Annotated in this window: 25 protein-coding genes and 3 tRNA genes; 22 read left to right on the top strand and 6 right to left on the bottom strand. The window is 69.9% G+C overall.

Annotated elements, in window-relative coordinates:
- Position 1: 1 nt before the first annotated feature.
- The 8 genes from B5M43_RS03025 to B5M43_RS02990 all read left to right on the top strand — a co-directional run bounded on the left by B5M43_RS03025 (position 2) and on the right by B5M43_RS02990 (position 5,512).
- A complete protein-coding gene (locus tag B5M43_RS03025; RefSeq protein ID WP_134745542.1) occupies positions 2–400 on the top strand; it encodes a hypothetical protein in 399 nt (132 codons plus the stop codon).
- A complete protein-coding gene (locus B5M43_RS03020; protein ID WP_134745541.1) occupies positions 387–1,748 on the top strand; it encodes a replication initiator in 1,362 nt (453 codons plus the stop codon). The genes B5M43_RS03025 and B5M43_RS03020 overlap by 14 nt, the downstream gene beginning before the upstream one ends.
- On the top strand, positions 1,741–1,980 hold the full coding sequence (locus tag B5M43_RS03015; protein ID WP_134745540.1) for an AlpA family transcriptional regulator: 240 nt from the start codon (positions 1,741–1,743) through the stop codon (positions 1,978–1,980). Before B5M43_RS03020 ends, B5M43_RS03015 begins: the two co-directional genes overlap by 8 nt.
- Positions 1,967–3,076 (top strand): site-specific integrase, encoded by a 1,110-nt coding sequence (locus B5M43_RS03010; RefSeq protein ID WP_134745539.1) that lies wholly within the window; start codon positions 1,967–1,969, stop codon positions 3,074–3,076. Before B5M43_RS03015 ends, B5M43_RS03010 begins: the two co-directional genes overlap by 14 nt.
- Before the next feature lie 22 nt (positions 3,077–3,098).
- On the top strand, positions 3,099–3,980 hold the full coding sequence (locus B5M43_RS03005) for a hypothetical protein (RefSeq protein ID WP_134745538.1): 882 nt from the start codon (positions 3,099–3,101) through the stop codon (positions 3,978–3,980).
- A 69-nt stretch (positions 3,981–4,049) separates the two neighbouring features.
- Positions 4,050–4,388 carry a hypothetical protein gene (locus B5M43_RS03000; protein ID WP_134745537.1) on the top strand — a complete coding sequence of 113 codons (339 nt, stop codon included), beginning with the start codon at positions 4,050–4,052 and terminating at the stop codon, positions 4,386–4,388.
- Between the two features lie 42 nt (positions 4,389–4,430).
- Positions 4,431–5,045 carry a metallophosphoesterase family protein gene (locus B5M43_RS02995; protein ID WP_134745536.1) on the top strand — a complete coding sequence of 205 codons (615 nt, stop codon included), beginning with the start codon at positions 4,431–4,433 and terminating at the stop codon, positions 5,043–5,045.
- Positions 5,046–5,095: 50 nt separating this feature from the next.
- Entirely contained in the window at positions 5,096–5,512 is a 417-nt protein-coding gene (locus B5M43_RS02990) for a hypothetical protein (RefSeq protein WP_134745535.1), read from the top strand.
- 47 nt (positions 5,513–5,559) lie between these two features.
- Here the strand turns inward: B5M43_RS02990 and B5M43_RS02985 are convergent, their stop codons facing one another.
- Positions 5,560–5,856, bottom strand: a complete 297-nt coding sequence (locus B5M43_RS02985) for a metal-sensitive transcriptional regulator (RefSeq protein ID WP_055988447.1) — start codon at positions 5,854–5,856, stop codon at positions 5,560–5,562.
- Between the two features lie 306 nt (positions 5,857–6,162).
- Between B5M43_RS02985 and trxA the strand changes: the two genes are divergently transcribed.
- Entirely contained in the window at positions 6,163–6,525 is a 363-nt protein-coding gene (gene trxA / locus B5M43_RS02975; RefSeq protein ID WP_055988450.1) for a thioredoxin, read from the top strand.
- 184 nt (positions 6,526–6,709) lie between these two features.
- On the top strand, positions 6,710–8,122 hold the full coding sequence (locus B5M43_RS02970) for a rhodanese-like domain-containing protein (RefSeq protein ID WP_134745534.1): 1,413 nt from the start codon (positions 6,710–6,712) through the stop codon (positions 8,120–8,122).
- On the opposite strand, the gene B5M43_RS02965 is transcribed toward B5M43_RS02970, so the two are convergent.
- The 4 genes from B5M43_RS02965 to B5M43_RS02950 form a co-directional block, all read right to left on the bottom strand.
- Positions 8,074–8,556: a hypothetical protein gene (locus B5M43_RS02965; protein ID WP_134745533.1), complete on the bottom strand. Its 483-nt coding sequence runs from the start codon at positions 8,554–8,556 to the stop codon at positions 8,074–8,076. The genes B5M43_RS02970 and B5M43_RS02965 overlap by 49 nt on opposite strands.
- 486 nt (positions 8,557–9,042) lie before the next feature.
- Positions 9,043–9,118 (bottom strand) — tRNA-Phe (locus B5M43_RS02960).
- A 69-nt stretch (positions 9,119–9,187) separates the two neighbouring features.
- Positions 9,188–9,261 (bottom strand) — tRNA-Asp (locus tag B5M43_RS02955).
- A gap of 26 nt (positions 9,262–9,287) precedes the next feature.
- A tRNA-Glu gene (locus tag B5M43_RS02950) sits at positions 9,288–9,360 on the bottom strand.
- Positions 9,361–9,547: 187 nt separating this feature from the next.
- Between B5M43_RS02950 and B5M43_RS02945 the strand changes: the two genes are divergently transcribed.
- Positions 9,548–11,005: a peptidoglycan DD-metalloendopeptidase family protein gene (locus B5M43_RS02945; RefSeq protein ID WP_308067705.1), complete on the top strand. Its 1,458-nt coding sequence runs from the start codon at positions 9,548–9,550 to the stop codon at positions 11,003–11,005.
- 84 nt (positions 11,006–11,089) lie between these two features.
- Here the strand turns inward: B5M43_RS02945 and B5M43_RS02940 are convergent, their stop codons facing one another.
- Positions 11,090–11,626 (bottom strand): inorganic diphosphatase, encoded by a 537-nt coding sequence (locus tag B5M43_RS02940; protein WP_055988458.1) that lies wholly within the window; start codon positions 11,624–11,626, stop codon positions 11,090–11,092.
- A 103-nt stretch (positions 11,627–11,729) separates the two neighbouring features.
- Between B5M43_RS02940 and tilS the strand changes: the two genes are divergently transcribed.
- The 11 genes from tilS to B5M43_RS02885 all read left to right on the top strand — a co-directional run bounded on the left by tilS (position 11,730) and on the right by B5M43_RS02885 (position 21,235).
- The gene (tilS, locus tag B5M43_RS02935; protein ID WP_055988460.1) at positions 11,730–12,707 is read left to right on the top strand and encodes a tRNA lysidine(34) synthetase TilS; all 978 of its coding nucleotides are present in this window, start codon (positions 11,730–11,732) and stop codon (positions 12,705–12,707) included.
- Positions 12,708–12,728: 21 nt separating this feature from the next.
- Positions 12,729–13,280 (top strand): hypoxanthine phosphoribosyltransferase, encoded by a 552-nt coding sequence (hpt, locus tag B5M43_RS02930; protein ID WP_055988462.1) that lies wholly within the window; start codon positions 12,729–12,731, stop codon positions 13,278–13,280.
- 134 nt (positions 13,281–13,414) lie between these two features.
- Positions 13,415–15,418: an ATP-dependent zinc metalloprotease FtsH gene (gene ftsH / locus B5M43_RS02925; RefSeq protein ID WP_134745532.1), complete on the top strand. Its 2,004-nt coding sequence runs from the start codon at positions 13,415–13,417 to the stop codon at positions 15,416–15,418.
- Between the two features lie 8 nt (positions 15,419–15,426).
- Complete coding sequence (gene folE / locus B5M43_RS02920) at positions 15,427–16,014, top strand: GTP cyclohydrolase I (RefSeq protein ID WP_055988465.1); 588 nt, start codon at positions 15,427–15,429, stop codon at positions 16,012–16,014.
- Positions 16,011–16,832, top strand: a complete 822-nt coding sequence (folP, locus tag B5M43_RS02915) for a dihydropteroate synthase (protein WP_055988467.1) — start codon at positions 16,011–16,013, stop codon at positions 16,830–16,832. The genes folE and folP overlap by 4 nt, the downstream gene beginning before the upstream one ends.
- Positions 16,829–17,227, top strand: coding sequence for a dihydroneopterin aldolase (gene folB / locus B5M43_RS02910; protein ID WP_205829476.1), 399 nt, complete (start codon positions 16,829–16,831; stop codon positions 17,225–17,227). The genes folP and folB overlap by 4 nt, the downstream gene beginning before the upstream one ends.
- A complete protein-coding gene (folK, locus tag B5M43_RS02905) occupies positions 17,224–17,760 on the top strand; it encodes a 2-amino-4-hydroxy-6-hydroxymethyldihydropteridine diphosphokinase (RefSeq protein ID WP_134745531.1) in 537 nt (178 codons plus the stop codon). Before folB ends, folK begins: the two co-directional genes overlap by 4 nt.
- Positions 17,757–18,260 carry a DUF3180 domain-containing protein gene (locus B5M43_RS02900; RefSeq protein ID WP_055988471.1) on the top strand — a complete coding sequence of 168 codons (504 nt, stop codon included), beginning with the start codon at positions 17,757–17,759 and terminating at the stop codon, positions 18,258–18,260. The genes folK and B5M43_RS02900 overlap by 4 nt, the downstream gene beginning before the upstream one ends.
- On the top strand, positions 18,211–18,843 hold the full coding sequence (locus tag B5M43_RS02895; protein ID WP_134745530.1) for a PH domain-containing protein: 633 nt from the start codon (positions 18,211–18,213) through the stop codon (positions 18,841–18,843). Before B5M43_RS02900 ends, B5M43_RS02895 begins: the two co-directional genes overlap by 50 nt.
- A complete protein-coding gene (locus B5M43_RS02890; protein ID WP_230667570.1) occupies positions 18,840–20,540 on the top strand; it encodes a PH domain-containing protein in 1,701 nt (566 codons plus the stop codon). Before B5M43_RS02895 ends, B5M43_RS02890 begins: the two co-directional genes overlap by 4 nt.
- The gene (locus tag B5M43_RS02885) at positions 20,537–21,235 is read left to right on the top strand and encodes a DUF2520 domain-containing protein (RefSeq protein ID WP_055988473.1); all 699 of its coding nucleotides are present in this window, start codon (positions 20,537–20,539) and stop codon (positions 21,233–21,235) included. Before B5M43_RS02890 ends, B5M43_RS02885 begins: the two co-directional genes overlap by 4 nt.
- Positions 21,236–21,311: the final 76 nt, after the last annotated feature.

Genomic DNA, 21,311 nt, shown 5'->3' with positions numbered 1-21,311 from the left:
TATGAAGAAGCGAATCATCGCGGGGGCCGTCCTTGGCGGACTTGCTCTCGCATCGATCGGGGGCGTCGCCGGCTGGACGCTCGCTCCTCGCTCGGCCGCGGCGGCTCCGAGCGATCAGACGCGCCCGATCCCGTGCAACCTCGGCATCGAGTGGGACGACGATGCGAACATGTTCGCGACGTCGTACGCCGAGCCCGCGTACGTCACGGAGCTCGAATACGGCCGCCTGGCGAATCAGTCGTGTGATGACGGACACATCCTGCTCTGGCAGCAGGCGCGTCACTCGCAGGGGCTTGACCATCGCGTGTGTCGTCCGATCGTCCAGGACGATCCCATGGGCAACATCATGTTCGTCGGATGCACGGACCCGAGCGAGGTGGTGGACGGTGAGCCTCGCTGAGTCCGTGGCCGCGCGGCTGCGGAGCGCCGATTTCGATAACTGGATGGCCGGCGCCGCACGGACCGGGTTCTGCACCAAGCCCGTGCGACTGGCTGGCGCCTCCACCACACTCAATCCCCACTCCGGGGAGGTGATACGCGAGTTCCTCGGAGCGACGCAGCCGGACGGTCTCACGTACACCCGCTGCGGCAACCGTCGGGCCCGACGCTGCGAGTCGTGCAGCCACGAGTACAAAGGGGACACCTGGCACATGATCACGGCTGGCGCGGCCGGCGGGATGAAAGGCGTGCCGGAGACCGTCGGGGATCACCCGATGGCGTTCGTGACCCTGACGGCGCCCTCGTTCGGTTCGGTGCACTCGACAACTAGGTCGCGTCTGCGTGGCGTCTGCGCTCACGGCCGGCCTCGTGGTTGCACGGGCGCACACGAGGCTGATGACGCGGTGCTCGGCGATCCAGTCTGCGAGGACTGCTACGACTACGTCGGGCACCTCGTCTGGCAGTTCCACGCTCCCGAGCTGTGGCGGCGCTTCACAATCCAGCTCCGCCGGAGTCTCGCGCGCGAGCTCGGACTGACGCAGCGTGAGGCCGCGCAGATTGTGCGAGTGCAGTTTGCGAAGGTCGCGGAGTTTCAGCGACGCGGTGCCGTGCACTTCCACGCGATCATCCGCCTCGACGGAGTGAGCGAGTCCGAGCAGTTCCCGCCGACGCCGGCCGGAGTGACCGAAACGCATCTGGCGAACGCAGTGCGTGCCGCTGCGCGGAGCGTCTCATTCGAAGCGCCGCTCGTCAATGGCGAGCAGACGAGGCGGATCCTCCGCTGGGGGGCACAGCTCGACGTCCAGCCGATTGTGCGGCGCGAGGGACTCGACGGCGCGCTGTCGGACCGTGCCGTCGCCGCGTACATCGCGAAATACGCCACTAAGGCGACAGAGGATCTCGACGGCGCTGGCGGCCTGCGGATCCACATCCATCGGATCAAGGCCACTGCTCAACTGATCGGGAGCGGTGAAGGCGCGGACGGACCGTATGCGCTGCTGTCGAAGTGGGTACACATGCTCGGGTTCCGGGGGCACTTCTCCTCCAAGTCGCGGCGCTACTCAGTGACCCTCGGCTCGCTGCGCGGTGCCAGGCGGCGCTGGCGGCTCGAACGAGTCATCGAGCGTGCTCGGGCAGACGGGCACGACCTCGAAGAGGTGCTCGTCATCGGCTCGTGGAGCTTCGCAGGCATGGGCTGGCGCACCGATGGTGACCGCGCGCTGGCGACAGAGGCGGCGAGAGCCGTACGCGAATGGCGAGACGCGCGCCGTGTGCGTTTCGAACCGACGAAAGGAGAGAAAGATGCGTGATGGTGTGGAGCTCGTCGAGGAACGAGCCGAGCTCGGCGCCTCGGACGTCGACGAATACCTGACCCGGCGGGAAGTGGCGGCCAGGTGCCGTGTGCCGCTGTCGACGTTCGACTCGCTGCGCAGGCAGGCTCGGGTACCGTTCCCCGACGCCCAGATGGGCAAGCACATGCTGTGGAAGGCATCGACGATCGAAGCCTTTCTCGACTCGGGAGGCACCCGTGGCCGCGGGTAACGCGCGAATCGATCCCAAGACGCGGAGGGTGCTGCCCGAGGGTATCCGCTACCGCGCCGACCGCAACAAGTACCAAGTACGCGTCTGGGGCACTGGGCTGAACGGCGAGGATCGTGAGCGCAGCTTCCTCGTCGATACGCTCAGCGAGGCCAAGAAGCTCCGCAGTGAGGCGCGAACACAGGTCCGCCCGGATGGAGCGATGACCCTCAACGCCTGGTACGACCGGTACTGGCCATCTATCGAGTCGGGCGTGAGGCCGGCGACTGCCCGAGCTTATGACCGGGCCTGGCGCAAGCGGGTGAAGCCCTGGCTCGGTCATCGGCGTCTCGAGTCGATCACCGTTGGAGACATCGATCATGCGATCGCGGGATGGGGCGGCTCGGCATCGACGCGGAACGACGCGTTGTCTGCGCTCGGCCGACTCCTCGAAGGCGCGGCGCGCGCCGGAATCATCGCCGCGAATCCCGCACGTCTCGCGCGCCGTCCGAAAGAAGAGGGCGCCCGGAGCTTTCGATCACGAGCCCTGACCGTGTCGGAGGTGGCTGTCATGCTCGACGCCGTGAGCGCCGGGCCGTACCGCGACTATCTCGCCGCACTCGTCTACACCGGGATGCGAGCAGGGGAGGCAAGTGCGCTGCGCGTCGGCGATGTGGACCTCGCAGGTCGAGTGATCCATGTCCGCCGGAGCTTCTCGCGCGGACTCGATGGGGAGGTCGTGGAGCAGACGCCGAAGAGCCACAAGGAGCGAACGGTGCCGCTGCCCGCGGTTCTGCGACCGACCATCGAGCGGCTGATCGAGGGCAAGCTCCGCGGCGACTTGGTCTTCACGGGACCGCGCGGCGGGCACCTCAACACGTCGAATGTGCGCCGTGGCGTGGACTGGGACGCGCTCCGGAAACGCCTCGACCGCCCGGACCTGCGTATCCATGACCTACGGCACACCCTCGCAACCCTGCTGTTCGACGCGGGGACAGCCGCAAACGATGTGCAGGCGATCCTCGGGCACTCGTCCCTGCAGGTGACCGAGCGCTACAGCAAAGCGCGATCGGACGTCGCCGTGCGAGCTGGCACCGCACTCGACGGACTCTTCAACTGACCACACGACCAAGGAGATCACCATGACCGACTACCCGTACACGAAGCTCAAAGCCGCGCTCGAGGACAGGAACTCCCCGCTGCGCCAGCTTCTCGACGAGCGGCTCCCGAACACACGACAGATCCAGTCGGCGTACCGGACGAGCGCAGGACCACTCCTCGTCGACGGTGGATCGGCGAATGCCGGCACGGTGGGAACCGCTTTCGACCTGATGACGCGGTTCCGACTGGAACCCATGCACGACGCGGGTGTCGCGCGGATGGCGTTCCTCGGTGAGCCGACGATCGTTGCGGAGATCGATGCGGTGATCGTGACTGCCCAGGTGGCGGGCGGCATAGGGGACAACGAAGGTCTCGCGCGAGCGTCCTGGGCTCTGGCTCTCCTGGAGGAGGTATTCCGGGCCGGCCTCTGGCCAGGCTCTCCGCTCGCGGAGATGCTCGAGGTCGGGAGGTGCACGGCACAGGCGCTTCTTGAGCTCGCCTCTGACGATGCTCTCCGGCAGCTCACGCAGCTCGACATGTTCGCTGCCTCGGCACTGCTGCCGCATCTGGATCGCCCGTTGGTCATCGGTCCCACGTTCGACGGTTCCGTCCTCTGTTCAGCCGACGCGGACCTCATTGCGGGGGACCTCCTGGTCGACCTCAAGACCAAACTGGGTGCAAAGAACAGCCGGACAGGTGAACGAGCGGACCAGCTCGACCTGCTGCAGCTCCGTCAGGTCGTCTCGTACGCGCTCTTCGACCGATCTGACTCGTTCCAGATCCGACGGGCCGGGCTGTATTCGGCCCGATACGGGCACCTCGCCATCTGGAGCCTAGGCACGTTGCTCGACACGCTCGCCGACGCACACGTCGACCTCCAGGCACTGCGCGAAGACGTGTGGCGGGCGCTCGGCGGACGATAGCGGTGGTCGACGAAGGGCAGGTGCGTCCGCTGCGTAGCTGCACGACGGGAGCCGCGGAAGGAGCGGAAAGTGTTCTACCTCGTGACGGAGGGCAACCGGGAGCTCTGGATCGCGTACGAATCGATGGTCGGGCAGATCTACGTCTACGTGCCAGATACCGGCCGATATCACCGCAACCGTGGCGTCGCCCGCGACTACTACGGCGAGCGAGAGCTGAGCTACGCGCCGCTGTCGGCGGCAGATGCTCGTGCCTTAATGCGCGACGCGCGCATAGGCCGGCTCGACGCGATACGGAAGAGAGCTCAACTCGACCAGTACCGCGCCGACGCGCACGCGCTTGAGTCTGACGAAGTGCTGCGGTCGATGGAGAGCATGGAAGAGGAGGGTGGCAACGTTGGCGACCGGTGAGATCGCACCTTCCGCCGCGAGTGATGTGGCGAGGGTCAGAACATGAGCCTCAGCATCAACGGTGACCGGTTCGACTTCGACGCCATCGATTTCGTCACGTCGGACACGCATTTCGGGCACGCGCGGATCAGCGAACTTGCGGGTCGACCGTTCGAAGATGTCCGTTCCATGGATGAGGAGCTGCTGAGGCGATGGAACGAGACGGTCGCTCCCGATGCCGTCGTGCTCCACCTGGGGGATGTCGCACTCGGGCCCATCGAAACGAGTCTCGCTCTGACGTCGAGGCTCCACGGGCATCGATATCTCGTCCCGGGCAATCACGACCGGGTGTCTTCCGCTACTCAGACGAAGCGCGCGATTGAGCGGTTTCGTCCGCTCTATGAAGCCGCCGGGTGGACAGTGCTTCCGGAGCTGCTTCGCGGAGAGCGCTTCGGACGACCGCTGCTCGCGTCGCACTATCCATACCGTGGCGATTCGCAGGATCTTGAGCGCCACCAGAAGTACCGTCCCGTCGACGAAGGGCTGCCGCTGATCCATGGTCACACTCACGCTCGTGATCGCGGCGCGGATGGTCGCCAGTTCCATGTGGGCGTCGACGCGCACGGCTATGCGCCGATCCCGTTCGCGGTGGTCGACAGCTGGCTACGGTCGGTGTGATCCGCGCGGCTGGCATCGGAGCTGTCGCCGGACTGGCCGGTGGGTCAGCGATGGTCGTCGGCGAAAAAGTAGAGCAAGCGATCACCCGCCGTCCGAACTCATACGTGCCCGGGCGTGTGCTGCTGACTCTGCTCGGCCGGCGGCCGACCGATGCAGACAAGCCCTTCATCTCCAACCACCTGATGCACTACGCCACCGCCGCGCTCCTCGGCGCGCTTCGCGGCGTGTGGGCCGCAGTCGGCATCCGCGGCGTCTACGCCAACGCCTGGCACAGCCTCGTGCGCCTCGGCTTCGATCAGACCGTTGAGAACGCGACCGGCGTCGGCGCCCCACCGCACACCTGGCCCCGACGCGAGCTGGTGGTCGACGTGCTTCACAAGGTTGTCTTCGCCGTCATCACGGGAATCGTCGCAGACCGGATGATCCGACCGCACTTGGTCTCCACCAGGGGGCGAACCAGCCACTGACCAGGGCGACGCGCGAGGCGCGTTAGCACGCCTTCCTTCCGCTAGGGCTATGCGAGGGAGAGGAAGAGTTTCTCGAGTTCTTCGGGGCGTGTGGCATCTTCTGCGTCTGGGTCGGCGAGGCACTCGCGGAGGGCGCTTGAGATGACGAGGAAGCCGGCCCTGTCGAGCGCCTTCGAGACGGCGGCGAGCTGCTGCACGACGTCGCGGCAGTGGGCGTCCTGTTCGACGGCGGTGATGACCGCTGCCAGCTGCCCGTGTGCTCGGCGGAGCCGGTTGACGACCTTGCGCTTTGCCTCCTGGTCGTGCTCCGGTGCCGCGTCCGCGAGTGTGGGTGTGCTTGCCATGAGAGGTCCTTTCGTGAGCCCGAGTTGACAACCAGCATACCCCCGGGGGTATAGTCGGGCTACCGGCGGCGAATACTCCCCCGGGTATAGCGAAGGGATGCGCAGATGTGCCGAGCAGTGATGTGCCGCACGTGCGGCAAGACGACATGGGCCGGCTGCGGCCAGCATGTCGCGGCGGTGAAGAGCAGCGTCGCGAGCTCCGACTGGTGCGGTGGTCAGCACACCGCCGCGGAGCTGGAGGCGGCACAGGCGAACCGCGGCGGGTTCTGGTCACGCCTGTTCGGACGCTGAGGTCGGAGGACGCGCATGCCTACAAAGAACCTGACTGCTGAGACGTTCGAGAGCACCGTCACCGCCACCGGCATCGTGCTCGTGGACTTCTGGGCTGCCTGGTGCGGCCCGTGCCGCGCCTTCGCGCCCGTGTTCGAGTCCGCCTCGAACCGCCACCGCGACGTGGTGTTCGCAAAGGTCGACACCGAGGCTGAGCCTGAACTCTCGGCGGCTAACCGCATCACCTCGATCCCGACGCTCATGGTGTTCCGCGACGGAGTGCTCGTGTACTCCCAGCCCGGCGCGCTCCCGACACCGCAACTCGAGCTGCTGATCCAGAAGGCGCGTGAACTCGACATGGACGAGGTTCACCGGCAGCTCGCGCAGCGCACCGCCTAACCAACTCACACAGACTAAGAGCCCCGAAAGGAACGCCATGTGCGCACGAATCATCTGCCCTGCGTGCGGCAAGCCCACGTGGGACGGCTGCGGCCAGCACATCGAGCAGGCCCTCGCAGGAGTCCCCGAGAACGAGCGCTGCTCATGCAACTGATCACGGATCACGAGGAAAGGAGCGATCGCGATGCTGCTTGAGCGCATCTACGACGAAGACCTCGCACAGGCCAGCTACCTGATCGGCTGCCAGCGCAGCGGCGAGGCCGTCGTGGTGGACCCACGACGCGATATCGGCGCTTATCTGGATCTCGCCGGCAAGCACGGCATGCGCATCGTCGCAGTGACCGAGACGCACATCCATGCCGACTACCTGTCCGGCACGCGCGAGCTCGCTGCGCACACCGGCGCGACCGCGTACGTATCCGACGAGGGCGGCCCGGACTGGACGTATGGGGCAGGCTTCGACACCGCCGTGCGCATGAAGCACGGTCACCAGATCACGCTGGGGAACGTCACGCTGGAAGCCGTTCACACCCCCGGACACACTCCCGAGCACCTGTCCTTCCTCATCACCGACGGCGCTCAGACCAACGAACCCGGCTACATGCTCACGGGCGACTTCGTCTTCGTCGGAGACGTCGGCCGGCCCGACCTGCTCGACGAGGCAGCCGGAGGCGTAGACACCCGCTTCGCAGGCGCCCACGCACTGTTCGCGAGCCTGCGCGATCACTTCCTCACACTTCCCGACTACGTGCAGGTGCTTCCCGCGCACGGATCCGGATCCGCCTGCGGAAAGGCGCTGGGAGCGATCGCCGCCTCCACGGTCGGGTACGAGCGTCGCTTCTCCTGGTGGGGTTCGTACCTCGCCAACGACGACGAGCAGGGCTTCGTCGAGGCGCTGCTGAGCGACCAGCCCGATGCCCACGCCTACTTCGCGCGGATGAAGACACAGAATCGTGTGGGACCGGCCGTGATCGGAGAGTTGCCGACGCTGAGCGAGTACACGACAGCCGAGCTGCTCGTCGCCCTGGCAGAGGATCGGGTGATCTTCGTCGACACCCGTCATCACAGTCAGGTGCACGAAGGAACGGTCGCGCGTTCGCTGAACGTGCCGGGCGAAGCCAAAGCGGCCACCTACGGATCGTGGGTCTACGACCCCGAAACCGAGTTCCGGCCCCTCGTGTTGCTGGCCGACTCCCAGGCCGCCGCAGAGCGGATCCGCGACCACCTCATCCGGGTCGGCATCGACAACGTACAAGGCTTCATCACGACCATCGAGGGTCTTTCATTGGTGCGTCCCAAGACTGTCGCGCCGGATCGGCTCGGTCAGATCGATCGCGCGCTTCTGCTGGATGTGCGCAACCGGACGGAGTTCGCCGCCGGCCACATCCCCGGCGCCGACCAGATGTCCGGCGGTCGCGTCATGTGGCACACCGACGGACTGCCTGAGACCGGCACCATCGTGACTTACTGCCAGAGCGGTGTCCGCAACAGCGTCACCGCGAGTGCCCTGCGGCGGGCCGGCTACGACATCGCCGAACTAGAGGGCAGCTACGCCGCATGGTCGGCGCTACCCGACGCAACCCGACCGGCCGCCTGACTCCCGCGGTGGGACCTCGATGAACTCGGATGATGGTCAACGCCGCGCCCGAGGTGGTCTCGAATCAGACCGACACAACGGTCTCGTATCCGGTTGACATAGCCACTCGCGATCTCTAGGCCGTTGCGCACCTCCAACCCATCTGCAAGGAACTCGTAGCCATCTTGAATGATCGGATCTCCCTCGATCGGATGTCCGGCCTGGAAGCGCATCATCAACATGAGGGTCTGTCGGTCGCGGGCAGTTAAGTGGATCTGGAGCGCGGCGCGATGCTTGTCATCGAGATCCAGTTCGTGCAGCAGCGGCAGGGCAAACGCTTGCGGGTCGGACGCCATGAACGGCTGCACCGACCTGATCCTCTCCAACACGTCGTCGGGGATGCTTGCCAACGTGGTGCGGACCAGCTCGTTCCAGCGAGACTCAGTCTTGGCCATCGGGAAGTAGAGCTTGCGGGCGGAGTTGCGGCTCGGCTGCCCGCCGTCGAGATGAGCGACCTCCCACGCGAGCCCATCGAGCGCGGCGCGGAAGTTGTGGACGCGTCACCGTACCTCAGAGCCCAGTCGTCAATCGGCGGTGCGGACGGGAGTGCGGCGCGGAGGAGTGCGGTCTTTCGGTCTGCGCTGAACTCTGAACGGGTGTGAGGCGAGCCCGATTCGCTCCATGCGACGAAGTCCTGGTAGATCTCCGCCGCCAACTTGTTTGCTCGCACAAGCTTGAGCAGCGGGACACGTGAGATCTGCTCGCCGGGGATGATGAACCTGGTTCGGGGCACGGGGGCACCTTATCCCCAGGTCGCGGGGTCATCGCGGTGCAGATCCCTTGAGCCCTGTACCGGCACAAAACCGGCACAACCCGGGACCGGTCCAACCCAGGACCATCCGCAGCAACGAGAAAACCCCCGGCGAACCGGGGGTTTCAGGTGGTGGCTCCGACGGGCGTCGATCCCGTGACCTCACGATTTTCAGTCGTGCGCTCTACCAACTGAGCTACAGAGCCTCGCGAGAGGCGAACCTGTCGCGTCCTAGACGAAAGGCCTCCTTGTGAAAGAAGGCCCGTCGCTCGGAGCGACCCTGACGGGACTTGAACCCGCGACCTCCGCCGTGACAGGGCGGCACGCTAACCAACTGCGCTACAGGGCCAAACTATGGAATTGTATCAGCTCGTGTGACCCCAACGGGATTCGAACCCGTGCTACCGCCGTGAAAGGGCGGCGTCCTAGGCCGCTAAACGATGGGGCCGGGGTGAACCGCCGGGGCTCACGTGCCGACGATCAAGCATAAGCGGAGCGCTGCGGATTTTCCAATTCGGGGCGCGTCCTCCCGCATCCCGGGCGTTTCGCGGCGAGGATGAACGCGCCCTCCCGGCCCTCCCGAGCCGCGGTGCCGCGCGCCCCGGGGTGTTGCAAGTGAGACGGATGTTGTTAGTGTGACGGATGTGAAACAGGCGGTGACCAGCCCGATGGACGCCCTGGAGTCCACAGCGGAAGAGTGCGACTGCGCTCCGACCGCCGCTGAGCGACGCCGCCTGTGGGTGCCGTTCTCGCGCCGCACGGCGCTCGCGCTCGCGGGCGTCGGAGCGGTCACCCTGGGAGTGGGCCTCTCGGGCGCGGGCAGCGCCTTCGCCGTGACCTACAACCCCGACGACTACCCCTCGTGGGAGGACGTCGAGCGCGCCAAGCGCAACCAGTCCGACAAGGAAGGCGAGATCCGCCGCCTCGAGGACATGATCGCGCAGCTGCAGCGCCGCGTGGAGGAGACCCGCGCCGCCGCTCAGCAGGCCGCGAACGAGTACTACGAGGCGCAGCAGGCCTTCTTCGAGGCCTCGTACCGCGCCGAGGAGCTGCAGAAGCAGGCCGACGAGCAGGCCGCGCTCGCCGACACCGCCGCCACCAACGCAGCGCGCGTCGCGTCGCAGCTGTCGCGCGCGGGCGGCGACGGCACGTCGCTCGAGGTGCTGTTCGCCGGCTCGGCCGCGAGCGCCGACGAGCTGCTCACCAAGCTCGGCCAGATGGACAAGCTCATCGCCGGCAGCGAGACGATCTACGCCGAGGCGGCCGCGGCCCGCGACTCCGCCCAGTCCCTCTCGGACCAAGCCGAGGTCGCCCGCGCCGAGCGCGACCGCCTGCAGAAGATCGCCGAAGAGAAGATGATCGCGGCGCAGAACGCGCAGATCGCCGCCGAGGAGGCGCTCGCGCAGCAGCAGGAGCACATGGTGACCCTCGAGGCCCAGCTCGCCGCGCTCCGCGACACCACCAGCAAGACGGTCGCCGACTACGAGAAGGGCGTCGCGGCCAAGAAGGCCTACGAGGAAGAGCAGCGCCGCAAGGAAGAGGAGCGCCGCAGGAAGGCCGCCGAGGAGGCCGCCCGCCGGGCGCGCGAGGCGGCGGCTGCGGCCGCCGCGGCGGCGAAGCCCAGCGGCGGGGGCGGATCGCCCGCGCCCGCGAGCAGCGGCGGCGCGCCGCAGGGCTCCGGATGGGCCCGCCCGAGCGACGGATGGCGCACCTCCGGCTACGGCTCGCGCCCCAAGATGTGCGGCCCGAGCTACTGCGGATCGACCTTCCACGCGGGCGTCGACCTCGCCGCCGGCTGCGGCGCGCCGATCTACGCGGCCGCGAACGGCACCGTCACCTACGCGGGCCTTAACGGCGGCTACGGCAACTACATCCGTCTCGACCACGGCAACGGCGTGGGCACGGGCTACGCGCACATCGTGGGCGGCGGCATCCTGGTCGGCTGGGGCCAGTACGTGCGCGCCGGCCAGGTCATCGCGTACGAGGGCAACACGGGCAACTCGTTCGGCTGCCACCTGCACTTCGAGGTCTACCTCGGCGGGGCGCCGACCAACCCGATCCCGTGGATGGCCGACCGCGGCGTCTACGTCTGACCCGGCGCTTCCCCGACAGAGTGTGAAAGGGGCCCGGCCGCTCGATCGAGCGGGCCGGGCCCCTTCCGCGTGTGCGGATCTGCGTCAGGCGCGCGTGTCGGGGAACTCGCCCTCGCCCTGGGTGCGGGTCTCGCCCTCGTGCTGCTCGAAGCGCTCGTAGGCCTCGGTCACCAGGCGCTCGGCCTCGGCGGCGTCGCCCCACTGGTCGACCTTGACCCACTTGTTGGGCTCGAGGTCCTTGTAGTGCTCGAAGAAGTGCTCGATCTCCTTCTTCGTGTACTCCGCCAGGTCGCCGATGTCCTGGATGTGCTCCCAGCGCGGGTCCTTCGCGAGCACCGCGATGACCTTGTCGTCGCCGCCGGCCTCGTCCTTCATCTTCAGGACCGCGACGGGGCGCACCTTGACGCCCACGCCCGGGTACACGGCGTGGTCCATGACGACCAGCACGTCCAGCGGGTCGCCGTCCTCGCCGAGCGTGTTCTCGAAGAATCCGTAGTCGGTCGGGTAGCCGAACGTCGTGTACAGCACGCGGTCGAGGAAGACGCGGCCCGTGCCGTGGTCGACCTCGTACTTCACGCGGCTGCCGCGCGGGATCTCGATGACTGCGTCGTAGGCGCCCATGCGGGTTGCTCCTTGAAATCAGTGGGATGTAGCCGCGTCAAGCCTACTGTTCCGCTCCGGGTGCCGCTGAGTGGCGCGGTTCTCAGGCCGATACCGTTGACGCGTGCTCGATCCGTCCGTCGCCGCCGTGCGTCTCGCCGTCCGCACCGCGCTGTCCGCGCTCGACGACGGCGCGACGGTGCTGATCGCCCTCTCGGGCGGCGCGGACTCGCTCGCGCTCGCCGCGGCCGCCGCGCACGAGGCGCGCCCGCGCGGGATGCGCGTGACGAGCGTCACGGTCGACCACGGCCTGCAGGACGGCTCCGCCCGGGTCGCGGAGCGCGCGTCCGCGCAGGCCGCGGAACTGGGGATCGAGTCCCGCGTCGTGCGCGTCGAGGTGGGAACGGATGGCGGGCCCGAGGCCGCCGCGCGAGATGCCCGGTACGGCGCGCTGCGCGACGCCGCGGAAGGCGCCGCGGCCGTCCTCCTCGGCCACACGCTGGACGACCAGGCCGAGACCGTGCTGCTCGGCCTCGCGCGCGGCGCCGGCGGCACGAGCCTGGCGGGCATGGCACCCGCGCGGCGCGACGAGCGCGGCATCCTGTGGCTGCGTCCGCTGCTCGCGCTGCGGCGTTCGGTCACGCGCGAGGCGTGCGCGGCGCTCGGGCTCGCGGCATGGGAGGACCCGCACAACGCCGACGAGCGGTTCTCGCGCGTGCGCGTGCGCGAGCGGGTGCTGCCGGTGCTGGAGGCGGAGCTGGGGCCGGGCATCGCCGAGGCGCTCGCGCGCACCGCCGAGCAGTTGCGCGAGGACGCCGAGGCGTTCGCCGAGATGATCGACGAGACCATCGAGGACATCGTCGAGCCCGCCGAGGCCGGCATCGCCGTCTCGGTGCCCGCGCTCGCCGCGAACCCGGCCGCGCTGCGGAACCGGATCATCCGGCACGTCGTGCAGAGCGAGTTCGGCGTCGCGCTGACCCGCGTGCAGACGCTCGAGGTGGCCCGGCTGGTGACCGACTGGGCGGGCCAGGGGCCGATCGACCTGCCGGTCTGCACGGCCGCGCGCCGCGGCGGCCTGATCGTCTTCACCGCGCGTCGATAGTGCGCGGATAGACTGCCCGCCATGCGCGCGGCAGACATCCCGAACGACCTCACCTCCGTCCTCGTCACCGAGGAGCAGATCAACGAGAAGCTCGCGGAGCTCGCGCGTCGCGTCGAGGCCGACTACGCCGGGCGCAAGCTGCTGCTGGTCGGCGTGCTCAAGGGCGCGGTCATGGTCATGGCCGACTTCGCGCGCCACCTCACGCGGGACATCGCAATGGACTGGATGGCCGTCTCCAGCTACGGCAGCTCCACCAAGTCGAGCGGCGTCGTGCAGATCCGCAAGGACCTCGACACCGACCTGGGCGGCTGGGACGTGCTGATCGTCGAGGACATCATCGACTCGGGCCTGACGCTCAGCTGGCTGCTCGACAACTTCGCGTCGCGCGGCGCCGAGTCCATCGAGGTGCTCGCGCTGCTGCGCAAGCCCGAGGCCGCCAAGGTCGAGATCGACTGCAAGTACCTGGGCTTCGACATCCCCAACGAGTTCGTCGTCGGCTACGGCCTCGACTACGCCGAGCGCTACCGCAACCTCCGCGACGTCGCCGTGCTCGCCCCGCATGTGTATGCGTGAGTGACCGCCCCCGGGGCGTCCGTACGCCATGGGCGAATCCCAGACGGCGCATAAGCGGCGCGGGGTAACGTGAAGCAACGTCGCCGGAGCGACAGCGCGCACGACAGGAGGGGCAGGGGGAGGACCCCCGAACCATGGACTTCAAGAAGCTCACCCGCAACCCGCTGATCTACGTCCTGCTGATCGGCGTGCTGCTCGTCGTCGGGTTCTCGCTCATCTCCAGCCTCACCGGCACGCGCCAGGTGACGACGCAGGAGGGCCTCGAACTGCTCGACGGCGGCACCGTGCAGGAGGTGCTGATCACCGACGGCGACCAGCGGGTCGACCTGCACCTGTCCGAGCCGCACGAGGGCACCAGTCACGTGCAGTTCTACTACGTCGAGGCTCGCGCGGCCGAGGTGGTCGAGGCGGTCGACGCGGCCGCGCCCGCCGACGGCTACAACGACGCCGTGCCGCGCGCGACCTGGTTCGACAGCCTCCTGTCGCTGCTGCTGCCCATCCTGCTGCTCGGCGTGCTGTTCTGGTTCCTGATCTCGAACGCCCAGGGCGGCGGCGGCAAGGTCATGCAGTTCGGCAAGTCGCGCGCCAAGCTCGCGAACAAGGAGCATCCGGACGTCACGTTCGCGGATGTCGCGGGCGCTGACGAGGCGCTCGAGGAGCTGCAGGAGATCAAGGACTTCCTGAAGGACCCGGCCAAGTACCAGGCCCTCGGCGCGCGCATCCCGAAGGGCGTGCTGCTGTACGGCCCTCCCGGCACCGGCAAGACGCTGCTTGCCCGCGCGGTCGCGGGCGAGGCCGGCGTGCCGTTCTACTCGATCTCGGGCTCGGACTTCGTCGAGATGTTCGTCGGCGTCGGCGCGAGCCGCGTGCGCGACCTGTTCAACCAGGCCAAGGAGAACGCGCCGGCCATCATCTTCATCGACGAGATCGACGCCGTCGGCCGCCACCGCGGCGCCGGCATGGGCGGCGGTCACGACGAGCGCGAGCAGACGCTGAACCAGATGCTCGTCGAGATGGACGGCTTCGACCCCAAGGCGAACGTCATCGTGATCGCGGCGACGAACCGCCCCGACATCCTCGACCCGGCGCTGCTGCGTCCCGGCCGCTTCGACCGCCAGATCGGCGTGGACGCACCGGACCTCGCCGGCCGTCGCCGCATCCTCGAGGTGCACGGCCGCGGCAAGCCGCTGGCGGACAGCGTCGACCTCGACGTCGTCGCGCGCAAGACCCCCGGCTTCACGGGCGCGGACCTGGCGAACGTCCTCAACGAGGCCGCGCTGCTGACGGCCCGCTCGAACGCGCAGCTGATCGACAACCGCGCGCTCGACGAGGCGATCGACCGCGTGATCGCCGGCCCGCAGCGCCGCACCCGCGTGATGAACGACAAGGAGAAGCTCATCACCGCGTACCACGAGGGCGGCCACGCGCTCGCCGCGGCGGCGATGAACCACACCGACCCCGTGACGAAGATCACGATCCTGCCGCGCGGCAAGGCCCTTGGCTACACGATGGTGCTGCCGCTCGAGGACAAGTACTCCGTCACCCGCAACGAGCTGCAGGACCAGCTCGCCTACGCCATGGGCGGCCGCGTCGCCGAGGAGATCGTGTTCCACGACCCGACCACGGGCGCGTCGAACGACATCGAGAAGGCCACCGGGATCGCCCGCAAGATGGTCACCGAGTACGGCATGACCACCGAGGTCGGCCCGGTCAAGCTCGCGTCCTCCAGCGGCGAGGTGTTCATGGGCCGCGACATGGGTCACGGACGCGACTACTCCGACCGCCTCGCCGAGCGCATCGACGAGCAGGTGCGCGGACTGATCGAGCAGGCGCACAACGAGGCGTACCAGGTGATCAACGAGAACCGCGACGTGCTCGACCGCCTCGCGCTCGAGCTGCTCGAGCACGAGACGCTCGACCACACGCAGCTCGAGGACATCTTCAAGGACATCAAGAAGCTGCCGCCGCGCCCGCAGTGGCTCTCGAGCGAGGAGCGCCCCGTCTCGCCGCTGCCGCCCGTCCAGGTGCCGCGCCGCGCCGACGCCGCAGGCGTCGCCGCCTCGGCCGCCACCGAGCAGACCGCGAAGACCGCGACGCACCGCCCGGCGACCGGCCAGGCGCGCCCGGCCACCGCGTAGGAGGCGCCGTGGCCGTCGACAGGGAGCGCATCGCCGCGCTGACCCGCGAGCTGCTGATCGCGATCGGCGAGGATCCGGACCGGCCGGGCCTGCGCCAGACGCCGCAGCGCGTCGCGGATGCCGCGGTGGAGATGTACGGGGGAGTGGGACAGGATCCGGCCGAGCCGCTGTCGCACACGATCAGCGTGACGCACGGGCCGGCTCCCGATACGCTGCCGTCCGGGGTGGTGATCCTGCGCGACGTGCGCTTCCGCTCGACGTGCGAGCACCACCTGCTGCCGTTCGCGGGCCACGCGCACATCGCCTACCTGCCCGGGGAGCAGGTCGTGGGGCTCGGCGCCCTGCCGAAGGTGGTCGAGATCCTGGCGGCCCGGCCGCAGGTGCAGGAGCGGCTCGGCGAGCAGATCGCCGACACGATCGCGTCGTCGATCGATGCCCGCGGTGTGCTCGTCGTCCTGGACGCCTCCCATCAGTGCGTGACCATGCGCGGATCCCGGCAGACCGAGAGCACGACCGTCACGGTCGCCGTCCGTGGCGAGCTCACGGACGCCGCGCTGCGTGCCGAGGCCATCGCCCTGATCGGGGTGCACGGATGACGCAGGTCTGGGGCATCGTCAACGTCACGCCGGACTCGTTCAGCGACGGCGGCCGGTACTTGGAGCCCGAGCGCGCGATCGCCCACGGGCGGCTGCTGCGCGCCCAGGGCGCCGACGTGCTCGACATCGGGGGCGAGTCGACTCGGCCCGGGGCGGAGCCGGTCGGCGCGGAGGAGGAGATCCGCCGCGTCCTGCCCGTGATCGAGGCGCTCGCGGCCGACGGCGCCGTCGTCAGCGTCGACACGTACCGCGCCGAGACCGCGCGGGCAGCCGTCGAGGCGGGCGCCGCGATCGTCAACGACGTGGCGGGCGGACTCGCCGACCCCGAGATCCTGCGCGTGGTGGCCGCGTCGGATGGGCTCATCGCGCTGGGGCACTGGCGCGGGCCCTCCGCGGACATGTACGCCAAGGCCGAGTACGCCGACATCGGCCGCGAGGTCGCGGCGGAGCTGACCGAGCGGGTCGATGCCGCCCTCGCGGCGGGCATCCCGCGCGAGCGGATCATCCTGGACCCGGGCGTGGGCTTCGCGAAGGCCGGCGACCAGAACTGGGCGCTGCTGCGCGAGCTCGACGCGGTTCAGCAACTGGGATTCCCCGTCCTGATCGGGACGTCGCGCAAGCGGTTCCTGGCCTCCGCCCTGGGGGAGGACGCCCGGATCGAGCGCAAGGACCTCGCGACGGCCGTGACCAGCGCGCTCGCCGCGGCGCGCGGCATCCACGCGGTGCGGGTGCACGACGTGCAGGCCACGCGCGACGCGATCGCCGTGGTCGAGGCCTGGCAGGGCGGCGTGCCGAGCGAGCGGAGCGAGGCGAAGTGAACTTCGTGGACATGATCGAGCTGACCGGGCTGCGCGCGTTCGGGCGGCACGGGGTCTTCGACTTCGAGCGCGAGAACGGGCAGGACTTCGTGATCGATGTGCGGCTCGGTCTGTCGACCGCGCGCGCGGCCGAGACGGACGACGTGGCCGACACCGTGCACTACGGCGAGCTCGCCGAGAAGATCGTCGCGATCGTCGGCGGCGAGCCCGTCAACCTGATCGAGACCCTCGCGCACCGCATCGCGGACGCCGTCATGGAGGACGAGCGCATCTCGCACGCGGCCGTGACGGTCCACAAGCCACAGGCGCCGATCGCGGCGCAGTTCCAGGACGTGTCGGTCACGGTCCACGCCTCGCGCGACCTTCCGCCGCACCGCGAGGGGAAGCACAAATGAGCCGCGACCTCACGAGGCCGCTCGACGGGATGCCGCCGGTCGAGCGCCGCGAGCCCGTGACCGCTGTGGTCGCGCTGGGCGCCAACCTCGGCGACCGCGCCGCGACCATCGCGCAGGCGCTCGCCGAGCTGCGCCGCCTGCCGCTCGTGGAGGACGTCGTCGCGTCGACCCCGATCGAGTCCGTCGCCCTGACGCTGGACGGCCCGGATGAGTCCGAGCCCGCGTACCTGAACGCCGTCGCGCTCGTGCGCACGCGCCTGGATGCGAGCGTGCTGCTGGGGCTGCTGCACGCGATCGAGGCGCGGCACGGGCGCGAGCGACGCGAGCGCTGGGGCGCCCGCACCCTCGATCTCGATCTGATCGCGTACGGCGAGCTGACCTCGGACGACGAGAAGCTGAAGCTCCCGCACCCGCGCGCCGCCGAGCGCGACTTCGTGCTGGCGCCCTGGCTCGAGGTCGATCCCGACGCCGTCCTGCCTGGCCGCGGGCGGGTCGCCGACCTTCTCCGGGCCCTGCGGGAGGGCGAGGGGTGACCCGCACCTCGCCGCTGGCGCTGATCGTCGCCGCCGTGCTGGGCGGCGGCGCGGGGTTCCTGGTCGACCACGTGCTGACGATGGGCGGCCGCGCCACGTTCACCCCGGCCGCCGGGCTGCCCATCCTGCTCGTGCTGCTCGGCGCGCTGTGCGTCGCGCTGGCGTGGCCCGTGCGGCGTTCGGTGCGGCGTGCGGACGCGCCCCGCGTCGACCCGTTCCGCGCGGTTCGCATCGCAATGCTCGCGAAGGCGTCGAGCATCGTCGGCGCCGCGGTCGGCGGCGTGGCCGCCGGGCTGCTGCTGTACGTCGCGACGCGGCCGGTGACCCCGCCGCTAGGCTCGATGGCGACGACCATCGCGACGATCGCGGCGGGGGTCGTGCTGGTCGTGGCGGCCCTGATCGCCGAGCAGTTCTGCAGCCTTCCCCCCGACGCTGGTGCAAAGGATCCGGATGACCGAGAGCCAGACGACGCCGAACCCGGAGCCGCCCGCGGGCGCTGACGTGCCGCCCGCGGCGCCGCCCGCCCCCGAGCCGTCGGCCGCCCCTCCCGCGCCGGAGGTCCTGGACCAGGGAACGTACACCGCGATCCGCGAGCCGCGCTCGGCCGCGCGTCTCGCGCTCGACGGCACGTGGCACCAGATCTCGCCCCGGTACGTCGCGTCGCAGACGCTGCAGAACGCCATCTTCGTGGTCGTGGTGCTGGGCCTCGCCGCCGTCCCGGCGGTCGCGCTCGGCCAGGTGTGGGCGTGGATTCCCGCCGGCGTGCTCGTGGCGATCACGCTGATCTCGCAGCTCGTGCTGCCGCGACAGGCGCGGGCCCTCGGCTACATGCTGCGCGACGATGACATCGTGTTCCGCAAGGGCATCCTGTGGCAGCGCATGGTCGCGGTGCCCTACGGGCGCCTGCAGCTCGTCGACATCACGCACGGCCCGCTCGACCGCGCGTTCGGGATCGCCAAGCTCAAGATGGTCACGGCCGCCGCGACCACGGGTGTGGAGATCCCCGGGCTGGGCCGCGAGGCCTCCGAGGCGCTGCGCGACACGCTGATCCACGTCGCCGAGACGAGGCGGACCGGGCTGTGACCGACCCGGCCCTGCCGCCGCGGCCTCTCGCGGAGCCGCCCGCGCCCGGCGCGCTGCCGAGCGGGGGCGGCGCCTCGTCGCTCGCGGACGGCGAGTGGCACCGCATGCATCCGCTCACCCCGCTGTTCAAGGGCGGGCTCGCGCTGATCATCGTCGTCGGCATCGTGATCGGCAACCTGCGCGACCAGCTCGTCTACTGGTTCGTCGCGGTGCTCGCGCCCGGGGTGGATCTCGGCGAGGACCAGCCGGACCCCGGCTCGGACCCGTTCGGTTGGATCATCCGGAACGGCCTGCTCGTGTGGGCCCTGCTCGCCCTGCTGATCGTCCTCGCCGTGCTCGTCGGGGCGTTCTGGGTGCAGTGGCGGTTCCACCAGTTCCGGATCACGGGCGACGACGTCGAGGTGCGTCGCGGCCTGGTCTTCCGCTCACACCGCAGGGCGCCGCTCGACCGCGTGCAGGGCGTCAACCTCACGCGGCCGTTCCCTGCGCGGCTGATCGGCATGGCCAAGCTCGAGGTCGTCGGCGCGGGCGCCGACGCCAACGTCGCGCTCGAGTACCTCGCGACCGAGCGCGCGGAGCGCGTGCGCGGCGACATCCTGCGCCTCGCCTCGGGCGCCCGCGCCGCGCGGCAGGCCGCGCGCGACGCCGCCGCGGGGATCGCGCCCGCGCCGCGGGAGCGGCTCATCCAGGCGCTCAACGGCGGCGTGACCGGGATGATCGAGGGCGTCGATCACGCCGATCTCGTGCCCGAGAGCGTCGTGAAGATCCCGGCCGGCCGCCTCGTCGGCGCGCATGCGCTCTCGGCGCTCCCGTGGATCGGCTTCGCGTTCCTCGCGGTCGGGGTCGCGCTCGCGGTGGCCGCCGCGAACGTCGCCGACGATCCCGGCGGCCTGCTGCTGCTCGCGGGCACGGCCCTCGGCACCGGCCTTCCCGCGGTCCTCACGGTCTTCGCGGTGCTGTGGTCGCAGATCGCGCGGTCGCTGCGCTACTCGATCGCGCCGACGCCCGACGGCGTGCGCGTGACGTTCGGCCTGTTCACGACGGTGACCGAGACGCTGCCGCCCGGCCGGATCTTCGCGGTCGAGGTGTCGCAGGCCCTGCTGTGGCGGCCCTTCGGCTGGTGGTCCATCCGGATCAACCGGATGAGCGGCAAGAGCATGATGCAGGACCAGTCGTCCGCGGGTCAGCAGTTCAACACGGTGCTGCCCGTCGGCACGCGCGAGGACGTCGAGCGCGTGCTCGCGCTCATCCTGCCCGACATGCCGCACGCCGACCGCGCCCTGCTCTGGGAGCACGGCCTGCTCGGCCCCGCCGCCGGCGACCCGTTCCGGACCATCCCGGCGCGCGGCTGGTGGCGGCGGCCCGTGTCGTGGCGGCGTCATGGCGCCTTCGTCACGGCGTACGCGCTGCTGCTGCGGCGGGGCCGGATCTGGCGCAGGCTCGCGATCTTCCCGCTCGCGCGCCTGCAGGGCTTCTCGATCGCGCAGGGCCCGGTCGACCGGCTGCAGCGGCTCGCGTGGGCGCAGGTCCACACCGTGATGGGCCCCGTGTCGGGCCGGGTCACGGGCCTCGAGCGCGACGACGCGGTCGAGCTGCTGCAGAGCGTCAGCCGTGGCGCGGTCGCGGCCGCCGCCGAGGACCGCAGCCATCGCTGGATGCAGCACGTGGCCGCCGCGGCCCCGGAGCGCGAGGCATGAGGCGCGACGGACGGCTCGGCGTGGGCATCATCGGCGCCGGGCGGGTGGGTCCCGTGATCGGCGCCGCGCTCGCCGGCGCGGGGCATGCGCTGACCGGCATCACGAGCGGCTCGGACGACGAGCGCGTCGAGGCCATCCTGCCCGGCGTGCCCGTGCTCGACGCGCTCGAGGTCGTGCGCCGCAGCGAGCTCGTGATCGTCGCGGTGCCGCGGGCGGAGCTCGCGGGGCTCGTGGCGGGCCTCGCGGATCTCGAGGCCTGGCAGATCGGGCAGCTCGTGCTGCACACCGACGCGGCCCACGGCATCGAGGTGCTGCGTCCCGCGGCCGAGCGCGGGGCGATCCCGCTCGCGGTGCATCCGGCCATCGCGTTCACCGGCACGAGCATGGACCTGCGTCAGCTCGCGGCCTCCTACGCCGCGGTCACGGCGCCCGCCGCCGTGCTGCCGATCGCGCAGGCGCTCGCGGTCGAGCTGGGATGCGAGCCGGTCGTCGTCGCCGAGGAGGACCGCGCCGCCTACGCCGAGGCGATCGAGACCGCATCCGAGTTCTCGCGCCAGATCGTGCGCCAGGCCACCGGCATCCTGCGCGGCATCGGCTTCGACAACCCGGGCGGCTACCTCTCCGCGCTCGTCCGCTCCACGGTCGACCACGCCCTGACCGAGGGAGACCCGCCCCTCACGCCGCCGGACGAGTGACCGGTCCCGGGTCAGTGCTGTCGGGACGCACAGGATGGCCCGCGGCGCGCCCATAGACTTGAGGGCAGACTTCCGA

This window comes from Microbacterium sp. MEC084, assembly GCF_004514465.2.
Lineage (GTDB): Bacteria > Actinomycetota > Actinomycetes > Actinomycetales > Microbacteriaceae > Microbacterium.
Note: the sequence above shows the minus strand (reverse complement) of the source record. Positions and strands in the feature narration are given on the sequence as shown.

Bases quoted from the DNA above. Each gene is read 5' to 3' on its own strand.
- B5M43_RS03025 (WP_134745542.1), top strand. From the start codon at position 2: ATGAAGAAGCGAATCATCGCGGGGGCCGTCCTTGGCGGACTTGCTCTC.
- B5M43_RS03015 (WP_134745540.1), top strand. From the start codon at position 1,741: ATGCGTGATGGTGTGGAGCTCGTCGAGGAACGAGCCGAGCTCGGCGCC.
- B5M43_RS03005 (WP_134745538.1), top strand. From the start codon at position 3,099: ATGACCGACTACCCGTACACGAAGCTCAAAGCCGCGCTCGAGGACAGG.
- B5M43_RS02995 (WP_134745536.1), top strand. From the start codon at position 4,431: ATGAGCCTCAGCATCAACGGTGACCGGTTCGACTTCGACGCCATCGAT.
- B5M43_RS02990 (WP_134745535.1), top strand. From the start codon at position 5,096: ATGGTCGTCGGCGAAAAAGTAGAGCAAGCGATCACCCGCCGTCCGAAC.
- B5M43_RS02985 (WP_055988447.1), bottom strand. From the start codon at position 5,856: ATGGCAAGCACACCCACACTCGCGGACGCGGCACCGGAGCACGACCAG.
- trxA (WP_055988450.1), top strand. From the start codon at position 6,163: ATGCCTACAAAGAACCTGACTGCTGAGACGTTCGAGAGCACCGTCACC.
- B5M43_RS02970 (WP_134745534.1), top strand. From the start codon at position 6,710: ATGCTGCTTGAGCGCATCTACGACGAAGACCTCGCACAGGCCAGCTAC.
- B5M43_RS02965 (WP_134745533.1), bottom strand. From the start codon at position 8,556: ATGGCCAAGACTGAGTCTCGCTGGAACGAGCTGGTCCGCACCACGTTG.
- B5M43_RS02940 (WP_055988458.1), bottom strand. From the start codon at position 11,626: ATGGGCGCCTACGACGCAGTCATCGAGATCCCGCGCGGCAGCCGCGTG.
- hpt (WP_055988462.1), top strand. From the start codon at position 12,729: ATGCGCGCGGCAGACATCCCGAACGACCTCACCTCCGTCCTCGTCACC.
- ftsH (WP_134745532.1), top strand. From the start codon at position 13,415: ATGGACTTCAAGAAGCTCACCCGCAACCCGCTGATCTACGTCCTGCTG.
- folP (WP_055988467.1), top strand. From the start codon at position 16,011: ATGACGCAGGTCTGGGGCATCGTCAACGTCACGCCGGACTCGTTCAGC.
- folK (WP_134745531.1), top strand. From the start codon at position 17,224: ATGAGCCGCGACCTCACGAGGCCGCTCGACGGGATGCCGCCGGTCGAG.
- B5M43_RS02895 (WP_134745530.1), top strand. From the start codon at position 18,211: ATGACCGAGAGCCAGACGACGCCGAACCCGGAGCCGCCCGCGGGCGCT.
- B5M43_RS02885 (WP_055988473.1), top strand. From the start codon at position 20,537: ATGAGGCGCGACGGACGGCTCGGCGTGGGCATCATCGGCGCCGGGCGG.